Raw genomic sequence first — 13032 nt, forward strand, 5'->3', positions numbered from 1 at the left:
GTTTTGTAATTAGGTGCTGCTTAACACATGTTTTAGACGGTTTTGTACTTCTTGCACTAGTAAGTCAGGCTGAAATTTTGATAAAAATGCATCACAGCCAACCTTTTCTACCATGGCTTGGTTAAAGCTGCCGCTTAGGGAGGTGTTAAGTACTACATGTAAGTTTTTTAAGCGGCTGTCGTTACGTATTTCATAGGTTAAGCGATAACCATCCATTGAGGGCATTTCGGCATCGGTAATCACCATAAGTAATTCTTTTTCAACATCGCGGCCTTCATCGGCCCAACCTTTAAGCATATTGAGTGCTTCCAAGCCATTACTGGCAGGAACAATTTCGATACCAAGCTGCGATAATGTATCGCTTACTTGCTTGCGTGCTGTTGGCGAATCATCAGCGTGTAGTATTTTTCGCCCAGAGAATTCGTTAACTATAGTTTGGTCTAACACTCCATCTGAAATATTAACCTCGTACTCAACTATTTCAGCCAGTACTTTTTCTACATCTATAATTTCTACCAAGTGCTCCACGTCGTCGCGCTGTACTTTAGTAAGTGCAGTAATGTAATGATTTTTACCGACTGAGCTGGGTGGTGGCATAATATCAGACCAGGTCATGTTCATTATTTGATCAACCTTACCAATTAAAAAACCTTGAGTGGTACGGTTATATTCAGTCACTACCAAATTACAATCTTCACCATGTTCTTTGTGTGACATAGAAATGGCTTGGCGTAAATCAATCACCGGAATAGATTCACCCCTAATATTGGCAACACCCGTCACCTTAGGGTGAGAGTGCGGTATTTTGCTTAAACGGGGAAGCTTCACCACTTCTTTAATTTTAAATACATTGAGTGCAAATAAATGGCGGCTATGTAAATAAAACAGTAGCAACTCTAAACGGTTCTCACCTACAAGCTGAGTACGCTGATCAACTGACGCTAAAACACCTGACATAATAGATCCATTCTTTCCTCATAACTTAATAACTATAGTTTACTCTTATTTTTATTCATAACGAACCGTGAATATTTCGATTACAGTAAAACGTTGCTTAAGTGTTATGATGTGCAGTATCGTGTTACCAAATGATTCAAATAATCAATCGATTAACAAACAATTATGCATCATATTTTTAAACGTATTGTTGTGCTGTTGCGCAGCCATATTGATCAGGTGAGCTGGCAGTCTGTTGTAATAGCAACGTCTTTACACATGCTACTTACTTGGTGCTTATTATTTATGGCTAATGAGCAAGCACTACTTTCGCCAGGGACCTTTTTTTACTACTACACGGTAACCACTTCAACAGTAGGGTATGGAGATTTAAGTCCATCATCTGACTTGGGCCGTTGGATTGTCGCATTAATACAAATACCCTTTGGTTTGGCTTTATTTGGTGTCTTGTTAGGTAAAACAGGGCAAACAGTAACTTACTTAATTAGGCGCGCTATGACTGGTGATAAAAACTTTGCTCACAGTAGCAATCACATTATTATTTTTGGTTGGCATAATGCTCGAACAAAAAAAATGATCGACTATATTTTGGCTGATACTAAACGTACAGACCGCCGTATTCTATTGGCGGTTACTGAACAAATAGAGCATCCATTTTTAAGTAATGAGAATGTTGATTTTGCTCGTTTGACTAGTTTTACCGATTTGGATGAATTAGAACGCGTTGCCATTCGCCATGCCGATAAAGTGATTATTGATGGCCAAGATGATGACCAAACATTTACTACTGCACTGCGTATTAGCCGTTTAGTCAAAGAAGATTGTCACATTAGTGCACACTTTTTTGATGAAACGAAAGTGGAAATGTTATTAGAGCATTGCCATAATGTAGAGTGTAGTAGCACTAAGTCAGCAGAGATTTTGGTGCGCTCAATGCAAGACCCAGGCTCAAGCCGTGTTCAAGAAGAGCTATTATCTACTTTGCATGGTGATACGCAATTTAGCCTACAAATACCTAGTGATATAAAAACCATGGAATTTGGTAAATTATTTCATCATTTTAAGTACGATCATAATGCAATATTGTTAGGTGTAGCTCATAATTTAAGTGCAAAGAATATGGATTTAAACCCACCTCTAGATTATGCAGTGAATGCGGGTGATATTCTGCATTACATCGCACAAGAGCGGGTGTTAAGTGGTGAAGTTGATTGGCTTAGCTTGGAAAAATAATGACTGAAGTTGCTTTTTTAATTATTGTTTTATGTGCTTACATTTTTCCTATCATGATAATTCTTAACAGTAAGCGTAGCCACGGCCATGAAAAAAATGGCTGGCTAGTCGGCGCTATCTTCTTTTCGTGGATAGCGCTGATTCTTTACTTTTCGATTGTGCCCAAGCAAGGGCACGCCAAGAAAAAGTAAAGCATGAGTACCTTTTGTTACTTATTCTAATTGTCTCAGTTTATGCTCAACAAGTGGGTCGTCAGGCACGAGTTGTTGAGCAACTTCTAATAGCTTAATGGCATCATTTGGGCTTTCGTCTTGATGCTTAATAGCTACCTCTATTAAGGGCTGAATATCAATTTTTTCTTGGTGCTCTTTAACATGCGCTGCTTTTTCGTCGATTAAAATAGTGTGAGCGGTACTTAATAACGCTTGGCGGTGTGCCGATTTAGCGTTGGCTTTATTAAGTTTTTTATAATAATCCTCTTTTAAACGCAGTGTTTTTGTTTGCAGCCTAAATTGCGCAATGTCGATTTGCTGATCACGAATAAAATCAACCGCTACTTGTTTATAAAAGCCAAACTTATTCAAGTAAGTAGCGTGAGTGCCGTGCCCCATACCAAACACGCGTAAGTGAGTGAGCTGTTTGTAGCGTTTAGCATGTTGGCGGTCAATACGATTGGTTGGGTCGTAAATAATGTAACCCTTGGCATCCCCTAAGTCTAAATCATGGTAGTCACCTTGCCAGTCATATTGCTGAGCAATTTCAGTACTTGAGCGGTCATCCCAAGGGGCGATAAGTTTGTTTTTGGTGCTAACAGGATGGAAAAGCAGTACTTTATCGAGTTTGAGTAACTTAGCAAATGCACCCACAGCAAAGCCGCCACGGCTAAGCCCATAGCCTAACTTAGTTTTAAAAGGAGAGAGTAAAGTTGATAGCTGCTCAATAAAAAAGATTAAATTGCGGTTACGAAACCAATTGCTTTTACCTAAATGCTGAAACGCAATAATATTAACATCTTGCTTTTGCGCTAGATGATAGCCCCAAGGGGCAAAGTCTTCATTTAGATCGCGTTCTTGTATATCAGTACCCGCAGGAGAAAAAGTAAAAAGCAGGGGTTTAGTGAGGTCAACAAAGTGATACTTTACATACACATCACCGAGTAAATCTCCACCAGAGGCTGGTAGTTTTGCTTGCCTCTCATCATCGCTGAGAGTTAACCATTCATCCAACCAATACAGTAATTTCATTTTTCCTCCAGTAAACGCAAGCCGCAGATTATAACAAATTTGGCTCCATAAGAAAATCGAGCGGTGACATGCTGCGCTGGTGGAGTACTATTTTAATGAAGAAAATGTAGTTATTTTAGTGGCTTATTTCACCATATTTAAAATTTCATGCCAATCATTTTCGGTCACTGGCATGACCGATAAACGCCCGCCTTTTTTAAGTGCTATATCAGTTATAGCAGTATTTGCTTTGATCGCTTGCAGGCTTACTAAACTACTCAAATGCGCCTGATAAGTTATTTCTACCACAAACCAGCGAGGGTTTTCAGTGGTTGCCTTAGCATCGTAATAGTCGCTACTTAAATCAAATTGCGTTGGATCAGGGTAAGCAGCCTTAGTAACCACACCAAGCCCTGCAACGCCAACTTGTTTACAGCTAGAATGATAAATCATCACTAAATCACCTTGCTTTACATCATCGCGAATAAAATTACGCGCTTGGTAGTTGCGTACACCTTCCCATAGCGTTGTTTGCTGTGGCGCTTGCTTTAAGTCATCAATTGAAAAGGCGTCGGGTTCGGTTTTAAAAAGCCAAAATGCCATATTAGATTTCCTCAATCAGTGAGTTAGTATTTTTTAACTATTGTATAGTATCATTTATAAATTAGGGGATTGAGGAAGAAATAATGAGCCAAGTATTAGATGATTTATTATCGTTGTTGTCACTTGAAGAAATTGAGCAAGGTTTATATCGAGGACAAAGCCAAGATTTAGGTTTTAGAGCGGTGTTTGGTGGTCAAGTTATGGGACAAGCGCTTTCAGCAGCTAAAGAAACACTGCCTGCGGGGCGTATTGTTCATTCCTTACATTCTTATTTTTTACGCCCAGGCGACGCTGCAAAACCGATTGTGTACGATGTAGAAACTATACGTGATGGTAAAAGTTTTAGCACTCGACGTGTCAGTGCGATTCAGTACGGTAAACCTATTTTTTACATGACAGCGTCGTTTCAAGGTGAAGAGCAGGGGTTATCGCATCAAGCCACTATGCCTGATGTTCCAGCTCCTGAAGAACTGCGTTCTTCGTTAGAGTTTTATCAAGAAAATGCACAGCATATTCCTGAAGCAATCCGTAATAAGTTTATTCGTGAAATGCCGATTGAAATGCGTCCGGTGAACTTTCATAACCCCTTTAAACCTGAAGCCCTAGAACCGGTAAAACATATTTGGTTTAAAGCCAATGGCGATATGCCGGACGATCAACGTATTCATAATTACTTATTGGCGTATGCGTCTGACTTTGAGTTTTTACCAACCGCACTGCAGCCACATGGTGTGTCGTTTATGCAGCCGAATATGCAAGTTGCGACCATAGATCATGCTATGTGGTTTCATCGTCCATTTAGAATGGATGATTGGATGTTATATACCATTGATAGCCCAAGCGCGAGTTCAGGAAGAGGGCTGGTACGTGGTCAGTTTTTTGACCGCCAAGGCAATTTAGTTGCCTCGACGATTCAAGAAGGGGTAATGCGCCAGCGTTAACTCTTTGCTACCTACTATATTGGGTTAATTCAATATAGTGAAGTACGTTACTGACATTGAGCGTGGACAATGTCAGTAATTGATTGCCAAATACGTGCCGGCAAGAGTGTTTGCAGTTGCTTGTAGGTCTCGCACAGCTCTTGGCTGCCTTGTAAGCCGCTATCAGATTCACTAATTAGTTTTTGTTCGCGAAGGTTGGAAATAAAACTACTAAGTACCTTCTTATCAAAAAACTCCGGCGTTTTAATGCCATGTAACGTACCCAAGCGTTGTGCCAACACATAGCTTTCACGTTCCAGTTCAGCTTTTGCAATACCTTGGCTGGTTTGAATAAAGCCAATCACAATCGCATAACGTTGCAGAGTAAAGCTCAATGCACGACCAAGCATTTCGAGTTTGGCAAAGCTATCGTTACTTTGAGTTACTTTGATATTATCACCATCAAGCTCAATTAAGCCTTGATCGCTAAAGTTAGTTAAAATGCGGGCCACATAGTTGTCATCAAGCTCTTGTAAGTACCACTCTTTGGCGAATAACGGATAAAATGATTTTACCAATTGATGGCAGTGAGTAACGGTACTTTGATGCTGCTTAAATAAATGTAGAGCTACTAAGCTAGGTACTGCAAAAATATGCAAAATGTTATTACGGTAATAGTTAAATAAGGTTTTTTCTTTATCGTTTATCGCAATAATTTCACCAAACTCGTCACTGATCACATCAAACTTATTCAACTTTAAAGCGTGTTCTAGCAGTTGCTCTGGCGTTTCATCGGGTGCGGTTATTTTATTGCTGTAGCTAGCTTCACGTTGTAATCGCAAATAAAACTCAAGCTGAGCTAGCAATTTAGGTTTACTCAATGCGTGCTTATCGTTTACTAGCAGTATCATCGCCAGTAAGTTAACTGAGTTAAGTGCGGCGGCATTGTTAATTTTAACCATAACCTGATCAGCAAGATTAGCCACCTGCGGCCCTAGCCATTGTGGTTTTTGCACGTCGGTAGCATGAATTGATTCGCGCCAGTCGGGTTGGTTGTCATTCAGGTATTGGTTAATAGAAATTGGGTCACCAAAATTTAAATACCCGCGACCATAGTTTTTCAAATTTTTAATTGCTTTAAAAATACCTAATATCGACTCGCCTTTTTTATCATTACCCGCGAGCTCTTTTAAGTAGGTGTTTATTTCCATTACGTGTTCGTAACCAATATACACCGGTACAATTGATACAGGGCGGTCTATACCACGAAGCATAGCTTGCATCGTCATGGCGAGCATACCCGTTTTTGGGGGGAGTAAGCGTCCGGTTCTACTGCGGCCACCTTCGGTATAAAACTTAACCGAGTAACCCTTTATAAATAACTGGCTTAAGTATTCTTTAAATACCGCTGAGTAGAGTTTGTTACCAGCAAATGAGCGACGAATAAAAAATGCACCACTGCGGCGGAATATGCCACCTGCAGGGAAAAAGTTAAGGTTAATCCCTGCAGCAATATGCGGTGGTACAAGGCCTTGATGATAAATAGAGTAGGTTAGTAGCAAGTAATCCATATGGCTACGATGACAAGGCATGTAGATTATTTCATGGCCTTTATTGGTTAGGTCATGAATTTGCTCGGTGTACTTTATGTCAATGCCATTATAAAGCTTATTCCAAAGCCACGTTAATATGCGATCAGCAACGCGAATTGTGGCATCGCTGTAATTAGCGGCGATTTCATCAAGTAGCTTTAAGGCGTTTTGTCGCGCCTGAGCTTGGCTGATGTTTTTTTCAGAAGCCTCGGTTTGAATTGCTTTTTTAATTGTGGGTGATGCCAGTAGTGAGCTAAATAACTGATCACGAGATGGGATTTTAGGCCCTGTTGCAGCCAGCTTTTGACGTTTAAAGTGAACTAGAGCTACACGCAACAGCTTATGAGGAAGTTCATTAACGTCGGCTTTTTCATTAACCAATAAAGATAAGTCGAGTGGTTGGCTAAATCGAATAAAGTTATCTCTACCTGAAAAAAGCACCACAAAAATTTTTCTAAACCAGCTGGGCGTTAGTGAGTGCGAAAGTAAAGTGCTTAGTCCGGGTTTTTCTTTACCTGGCGATCGGCCCCATAAAATAGTCACGGGCACCACTTGCACATTTTTTTGGCCACTATTTAATAAGTGCTCAACAATGTGTTTGCCTTGCGCTAATGCATTGGTAGACTTTTCTTTATCACCAAATAGCGGGGGAGGGTTTTTAATGCCGATAAAGCGATCTAACGTCTTGTCACCTAATATTTGCTGCTCGGTTGGGTCCGGTAAACCATTTCGTTTACAAACACGGGCCAGTGCCGCTAGATCAAAGCGTGAGTTTAAACGCACTATATAGAATGTCGGGTTTTTAGGGTTTAACTCAAATTGCTCTAAAGGCTTTTCAGGCAGTACTTTGCTTTTAACAAACAAGCGGCTGATACCACCAGAGATAAGATTTAAACCATAATTTAAAATACGCATTGACTCACCATAAGAGAGTAGTTACCCAAACTAATATGGGTATATAACAGCAAAATTAGCGCATAGGATAACATAATATCTAAAAAATCCCCTGCAGATTAATCGACAAGCTATGACATTATAAAGACATCATCACTTCCATTGCGTTCACTATTAATAAACTTAGCTATTTTTTAAACGACAATAACAAAGTAATTATGTCTAAATAGTTGTTGCATTTATCACCAGTATCATTATAATACGCAGGCTTTCAAAATTCCCTCGGGAACAAGAAAGAATAAATTAAGCTTGGATTTCAAGCTAATAAACAGGAGTTCCGATTTGGAACTCAACGTAGATATAATCAAACAACCGGCATCTTAATTATTAAGATTGTTTCGGTCGTTTTTTTATGCTCTTTAAATGCTCTTTATATTGAGGTTTAAGAATGTCAAATCAACGCATTCGTATTCGCCTAAAAGCTTTTGACCACCGTTTGATTGACCAATCAACGGCGGAAATCGTGGAAACTGCGAAACGCACTGGCGCACAAGTACGTGGTCCAATTCCACTACCTACACGCTTTGAACGTTTTACTGTACTTACATCACCGCACGTTAATAAAGACGCGCGTGATCAGTACGAGATCCGCACCCATAAACGTCTGATCGACATCGTAGAACCAACAGACAAGACTGTAGACGCACTTATGCGTTTAGACCTTGCTGCTGGTGTTGATGTTCAAATCAGCCTGGGTTAATCGGAAGATTAGAGAGGTTTTAGGAAAATGGCATTAGGTCTAGTCGGTCGTAAAGTGGGTATGACACGTATCTTCACTGAAGATGGTGTATCTATCCCTGTGACAGTTATTGAAGCGACTCCTAACCGCATTGCTCAGATCAAATCTGACGCAACAGACGGTTATAACGCGCTTCAAGTAACCGCAGGCACTAAAAAAGCAAGCCGTGTAAACAAAGCAACAGCGGGTCACTTCGCTAAAGCTGGTGTTGAAGCGGGTCGCGGTCTGTGGGAATTCCGCCTAAATGGTGGTGAAGGCGATTTTGAAGTAGGCTCTGAGCTTACTGTTGAATTATTCAACGAAATCAACAAAGTTGACGTAACCGGTACTTCTAAAGGTAAAGGTTTCCAAGGTGGTGTTAAGCGCTGGAATTTCAGCATGCAAGACGCTACACATGGTAACTCTCTATCTCACCGTGCTCCTGGTTCAATCGGTCAAAACCAATCACCTGGTAAGGTGTTTAAAGGTAAGAAAATGGCCGGTCAAATGGGTAATGAGCAAGTAACAACTCAGAACCTTGAACTAGTTCGCGTTGACGCTGAGCGTAACCTGCTTTTAGTTAAAGGTGCAGTACCTGGCGCTATCGGCGGTGACGTTATCGTTAAACCAGCTGTTAAAGCATAAGTCCTGGAGATTTAGTGATGGAATTAGCAATTAAAGACGCTTCTGGCGCTCTTGAAGTTTCTGAAGCTACTTTTGGACGTGAGTTTAACGAAGCATTAGTACACCAAGTAGTTGTTGCATACGCAGCAGGTGCTCGTCAAGGTACTCGTGCTCAGAAGACACGTTCTGAAGTAAGCGGTGGTGGTAAAAAACCATGGGCTCAAAAAGGTACTGGCCGTGCACGTGCTGGTACAATCCGTAGTCCAATTTGGCGTTCAGGTGGCGTTAGCTTCGCAGCTAAACCACAAGACCACAGCCAAAAAGTAAACCGTAAAATGTACCGTGGTGCGATCAAAAGCATCTTATCTGAATTAGTTCGTCAAGAGCGTTTAATCGTTGTTGAGAGTTTTGGTCTTGAAGCACCAAAAACTAAAGAACTAGTTGCTAAGCTTAAAGAACTTGAGCTTAAAGATGTTCTTATCGTGACTGAAGAAGTAGATGAAAATCTTTTCTTATCGGCACGTAACCTGTACAAGGTTGACACACGTGATGTAGCTGGTATCGATCCTGTAAGCTTAATTGCTTTCGATAAGGTACTAATTACAGCTGCTGCTGTTAAGCAACTTGAGGAGGCGCTAGCATGATCCGTGAAGAACGTCTTTTAAAAGTGATCCTTGCTCCACACATCTCTGAAAAAAGCACAATCGCTGCTGAAGAAAACAATACTATTGTTTTTAAAGTAGCAAATGACGCAACTAAAGCTGAAGTTAAAGCGGCAGTTGAGAAGCTTTTTGAAGTAGAAGTAACTGGTGTTCGCACACTTAACGTTAAGGGTAAAACAAAACGTACTGGCATGCGTTTCGGTCGTCGTAGCGACTGGAAGAAAGCTTACGTTACTCTTAAAGAAGGTAGCGAGCTGGACTTTGTCGGCGGCGCCGAGTAATAAGGGGAGTTAGAATTATGGCACTTCAAAAGTGTAAGCCAACTTCTGCGGGTCGTCGTCACCTAGTTAAAGTGGTTAACCCAGATTTACATAAGGGTAAACCTTACGCACCACTATTAGAGAAAAACTCTAAATCAGGTGGTCGTAATAACAATGGTCGTATTACGGTTCGTCATATCGGTGGTGGTCATAAGCAGCATTACCGTTTAATCGATTTTAAACGTACTAAAGATGGCATTCCAGCCACAGTTGAGCGTTTAGAATATGATCCAAATCGTAGCGCAAACATCGCTCTTGTATTATATGCAGACGGTGAGCGTCGTTACATTATCGCACCTAAAGGCTTAAAAGCTGGCGATGCAATCCAGTCTGGTGTTGATGCACCAATCAAACCTGGTAATGCATTACCAATGCGTAATATGCCTGTAGGTTCGACTGTTCACAACGTAGAATTAAAACCAGGTAAAGGTGCTCAAATCGCACGTTCTGCTGGTGCATACGTTCAAATCCTTGCTCGTGATGGTCAATATGTAACATTACGTCTTCGTTCAGGCGAAGTTCGTAAAGTTGAGTCTGATTGTCGTGCTACGCTAGGTGAAGTAGGCAATGCTGAGCATATGCTTCGTTCACTTGGTAAAGCAGGTGCAAATCGCTGGCGTGGTATTCGTCCGACAGTTCGTGGTGTTGCCATGAACCCGGTTGATCACCCACACGGTGGTGGTGAAGGTCGTACATCTGGTGGTCGTCATCCTGTGTCTCCATGGGGTAAACCGACTAAAGGTGCTAAGACGCGTAAGAACAAGCGTACGGATAAATTTATAGTACGTCGTCGTACTAAGTAATATTGAGGAATAGCCATGCCACGCTCTCTCAAGAAGGGTCCTTTTATAGACCTACACTTGCTGAAGAAGGTAGAGAAAGCTTTGGAAAGCGGTGAAAAGAAGCCAATTAAAACTTGGAGCCGTCGTTCAATGATCATACCTAACATGATCGGATTGACCATTGCTGTCCATAATGGTCGCCAGCATGTACCAGTTTTCGTTTCTGACGAAATGATCGGTCACAAACTAGGTGAATTTGCACCAACTCGCACTTACCGTGGCCATGCTGCGGATAAGAAAGCGAAGAAACGTTAAGAGGGGAAGATAAATGCAAGCATTAGCTAAACATAAATTCGCCTCTGGTTCGGCGCAAAAAGCACGTCTAGTTGCAGATCAGATCCGCGGGTTACCTGTCGATCGCGCACTAGAAATCCTGGCGTACAGCCCGAAAAAAGCGGCTGTATTAGTTAAGAAAGTACTTGAGTCTGCTATTGCTAACGCAGAGCATAACGAAGGTGCTGACATTGATGAGCTACGTGTAACAACGATCTTTGTGGACGATGGTCCAACAATGAAACGTATTATGCCACGTGCTAAAGGACGCGCAGACCGCATCCTTAAGCGTACAAGCCACATCACTGTTGTGGTTTCAGATAGCTAGGAGATATAAGTAATGGGACAAAAAGTTCATCCTACTGGTATTCGCCTAGGTATATCTAAACCTTGGGTTTCTACCTGGTACGCGAATTCAAAAGATTTCTCTGCACAGCTTTTTGGCGATCACAAAGTACGTACATTCCTTACTAAGGAATTGAAAGCGGCTTCTGTGTCTAAAATCGTTATTGAGCGTCCAGCAAAATCTATCCGAGTAACTATTCACACGGCTCGTCCGGGTGTTGTTATCGGTAAAAAAGGCGAAGACGTAGAAAAATTACGTCAAGCGGTAACTAAAATCGCTGGTGTACCTGCTCAGATTAATATTTCTGAAGTACGTAAACCAGAACTAGATGCACAACTAGTAGCAGACGGCATTGCCTCTCAGCTAGAGCGTCGTGTTATGTTCCGTCGCGCTATGAAGCGTTCGGTACAAAATGCAATGCGCATCGGTTCTAAAGGGATTAAAGTTGAAGTTAGCGGTCGTCTTGGCGGCGCAGAAATCGCACGTTCAGAATGGTATCGTGAAGGTCGTGTACCTCTACATACTCTTCGTGCTGATATCGACTACGCAACTTCTGAAGCCTTAACCACTTACGGTATCATTGGTGTTAAAGTTTGGATCTTCAAAGGCGAAGTTATTGGTGGTTTACCACTAGTACAAGAGCAAGAGAAACCAGCTAAACGCGCACCAAAGAAAGCCAAAAAAAGTGCTAAGTAGAGGTAGCGAGTAATGTTACAGCCAAAACGTACAAAATTCCGTAAAATGCATAAAGGCCGCAACCGTGGTCTAGCGCAAAACGGTAACAAAGTAAGCTTCGGTACTTTCGGTTTGAAAGCTACTGGTCGTGGCCGCATGACTGCTCGTCAAATCGAAGCAGCTCGTCGTGCTATGACACGTCACGTGAAACGTCAAGGTAAAATCTGGATCCGTGTCTTCCCTGACAAGCCGATCACAGAAAAGCCTCTTGAAGTTCGTATGGGTAAAGGTAAAGGTTCTGTTGAATATTGGGTTGCTGAAATTCAGCCTGGTAAAGTACTTTACGAAATGGAAGGTGTTTCAGAAGAGCTTGCTCGTGAAGCGTTTAACCTTGCTGCTCGTAAGCTGCCATTCAAAACAACTTTCGTAACTCGGACGGTAATGTGATGAAAGCAAACGAACTAAAAGATAAAAGCGTAGAAGAGCTTAATGCTGAACTTCTAGGTCTTCTTCGTGAGCAGTTTAACCTGCGCATGCAAGCAAGCACTGGTCAGCTAGCTCAGACACACACGCTAAGAACAGTACGTCGCGATATCGCGCGTGTAAAAACAATTATTAACCAGAAGGCAGGTCAATAATGAGCGATAAAATTCGTACTCTTCAAGGCCGTGTAATCAGCGACAAGATGGAAAAATCTTTCACTGTTGCTATCGCACGTTACGTGAAGCACCCAATCTATGGGAAATTCATCAAACGTACGACTAAGTTACACGTACATGACGAAAATAACACTGCAAAAGCGGGTGACGTAGTTACTATCCGTGAATGTGCACCAATTTCTAAGAACAAATCTTGGACTTTGGTAGATGTTGTTGAACGTCCAAAACAAGCTTAATTTTTAATTAAGTCTGTTTTTATAAGAAACCCCAGCTTTTGCTGGGGTTTTTTTTGCGTTTAAAAAAGCTGTAAGCGGTAAGTTTTAAGCCGTCAGCCGTCAACTGCTCGGAGTGAATTTGAGGGCCGTAGCTTGGGTTTTTAGTCTAGAGCACTCGAGAAAAAGCACGCCGTGAATACGTAATTGTCCTAATAC

At 41.5% G+C, this 13032-nt stretch carries 18 protein-coding genes; 14 read left to right on the forward strand and 4 right to left on the reverse strand.

The genetic code is table 11. The annotated features are described in order from the left end of the window. Nucleotides 1-9: 9 nt before the first annotated feature. Nucleotides 10-957 (reverse strand): chemotaxis protein CheV, encoded by a 948-nt coding sequence (locus tag FLM47_RS00760; RefSeq protein ID WP_178954576.1) that lies wholly within the window; start codon nt 955-957, stop codon nt 10-12. Nucleotides 958-1122: 165 nt separating this feature from the next. On the opposite strand from FLM47_RS00760, the gene FLM47_RS00765 reads away from it, so the two are divergent. Together FLM47_RS00765 and FLM47_RS00770 are read left to right on the forward strand one after the other, a co-directional pair. Further along, nucleotides 1123-2190: a potassium channel family protein gene (locus tag FLM47_RS00765; RefSeq protein ID WP_109875670.1), complete on the forward strand. Its 1068-nt coding sequence runs from the start codon at nt 1123-1125 to the stop codon at nt 2188-2190. Further along, a complete protein-coding gene (locus tag FLM47_RS00770) occupies nt 2190-2381 on the forward strand; it encodes a hypothetical protein (protein ID WP_178954578.1) in 192 nt (63 codons plus the stop codon). The genes FLM47_RS00765 and FLM47_RS00770 overlap by 1 nt, the downstream gene beginning before the upstream one ends. A gap of 21 nt (nt 2382-2402) precedes the next feature. On the opposite strand, the gene FLM47_RS00775 is transcribed toward FLM47_RS00770, so the two are convergent. Continuing rightward, a complete protein-coding gene (locus tag FLM47_RS00775) occupies nt 2403-3434 on the reverse strand; it encodes a cytosolic protein (protein ID WP_178954580.1) in 1032 nt (343 codons plus the stop codon). 123 nt (nt 3435-3557) lie between these two features. Next, nucleotides 3558-4016: an EVE domain-containing protein gene (locus tag FLM47_RS00780; protein WP_178954582.1), complete on the reverse strand. Its 459-nt coding sequence runs from the start codon at nt 4014-4016 to the stop codon at nt 3558-3560. Between the two features lie 83 nt (nt 4017-4099). On the opposite strand from FLM47_RS00780, the gene tesB reads away from it, so the two are divergent. Next, entirely contained in the window at nt 4100-4957 is an 858-nt protein-coding gene (gene tesB, locus FLM47_RS00785; RefSeq protein WP_010391943.1) for an acyl-CoA thioesterase II, read from the forward strand. A 47-nt stretch (nt 4958-5004) separates the two neighbouring features. On the opposite strand, the gene plsB is transcribed toward tesB, so the two are convergent. Further along, nucleotides 5005-7443, reverse strand: a complete 2439-nt coding sequence (gene plsB / locus FLM47_RS00790) for a glycerol-3-phosphate 1-O-acyltransferase PlsB (RefSeq protein WP_178954584.1) — start codon at nt 7441-7443, stop codon at nt 5005-5007. Between the two features lie 427 nt (nt 7444-7870). On the opposite strand from plsB, the gene rpsJ reads away from it, so the two are divergent. The 11 genes from rpsJ to rpsQ are packed head-to-tail and all read left to right on the forward strand — an operon-like array spanning nt 7871 to nt 12837. Beyond that, nucleotides 7871-8182 (forward strand): 30S ribosomal protein S10, encoded by a 312-nt coding sequence (gene rpsJ / locus FLM47_RS00795; protein WP_002957900.1) that lies wholly within the window; start codon nt 7871-7873, stop codon nt 8180-8182. 27 nt (nt 8183-8209) lie between these two features. After that, nucleotides 8210-8845 carry a 50S ribosomal protein L3 gene (gene rplC / locus FLM47_RS00800; RefSeq protein ID WP_138605949.1) on the forward strand — a complete coding sequence of 212 codons (636 nt, stop codon included), beginning with the start codon at nt 8210-8212 and terminating at the stop codon, nt 8843-8845. 17 nt (nt 8846-8862) lie between these two features. Further along, entirely contained in the window at nt 8863-9468 is a 606-nt protein-coding gene (gene rplD / locus FLM47_RS00805) for a 50S ribosomal protein L4 (RefSeq protein WP_008108340.1), read from the forward strand. Next, complete coding sequence (gene rplW / locus FLM47_RS00810) at nt 9465-9767, forward strand: 50S ribosomal protein L23 (protein WP_008108343.1); 303 nt, start codon at nt 9465-9467, stop codon at nt 9765-9767. Before rplD ends, rplW begins: the two co-directional genes overlap by 4 nt. 17 nt (nt 9768-9784) lie before the next feature. Then, entirely contained in the window at nt 9785-10609 is an 825-nt protein-coding gene (gene rplB, locus FLM47_RS00815; protein WP_007376192.1) for a 50S ribosomal protein L2, read from the forward strand. 15 nt (nt 10610-10624) lie between these two features. Further along, nucleotides 10625-10903 (forward strand): 30S ribosomal protein S19, encoded by a 279-nt coding sequence (gene rpsS, locus FLM47_RS00820; RefSeq protein ID WP_004588689.1) that lies wholly within the window; start codon nt 10625-10627, stop codon nt 10901-10903. Between the two features lie 13 nt (nt 10904-10916). Next, nucleotides 10917-11249, forward strand: coding sequence for a 50S ribosomal protein L22 (gene rplV, locus FLM47_RS00825; RefSeq protein ID WP_004588690.1), 333 nt, complete (start codon nt 10917-10919; stop codon nt 11247-11249). Nucleotides 11250-11261: 12 nt separating this feature from the next. Then, nucleotides 11262-11963, forward strand: a complete 702-nt coding sequence (gene rpsC, locus FLM47_RS00830; RefSeq protein ID WP_008108350.1) for a 30S ribosomal protein S3 — start codon at nt 11262-11264, stop codon at nt 11961-11963. A gap of 12 nt (nt 11964-11975) precedes the next feature. Continuing rightward, nucleotides 11976-12389: a 50S ribosomal protein L16 gene (gene rplP / locus FLM47_RS00835; RefSeq protein ID WP_008108352.1), complete on the forward strand. Its 414-nt coding sequence runs from the start codon at nt 11976-11978 to the stop codon at nt 12387-12389. Beyond that, the gene (gene rpmC, locus FLM47_RS00840; RefSeq protein WP_008108355.1) at nt 12389-12580 is read left to right on the forward strand and encodes a 50S ribosomal protein L29; all 192 of its coding nucleotides are present in this window, start codon (nt 12389-12391) and stop codon (nt 12578-12580) included. Before rplP ends, rpmC begins: the two co-directional genes overlap by 1 nt. Further along, entirely contained in the window at nt 12580-12837 is a 258-nt protein-coding gene (rpsQ, locus tag FLM47_RS00845) for a 30S ribosomal protein S17 (protein WP_013463780.1), read from the forward strand. Before rpmC ends, rpsQ begins: the two co-directional genes overlap by 1 nt. Nucleotides 12838-13032 lie beyond the last annotated feature (195 nt).

This window comes from Pseudoalteromonas sp. Scap06 (genome assembly GCF_013394165.1).
Lineage (GTDB): Bacteria > Pseudomonadota > Gammaproteobacteria > Enterobacterales > Alteromonadaceae > Pseudoalteromonas.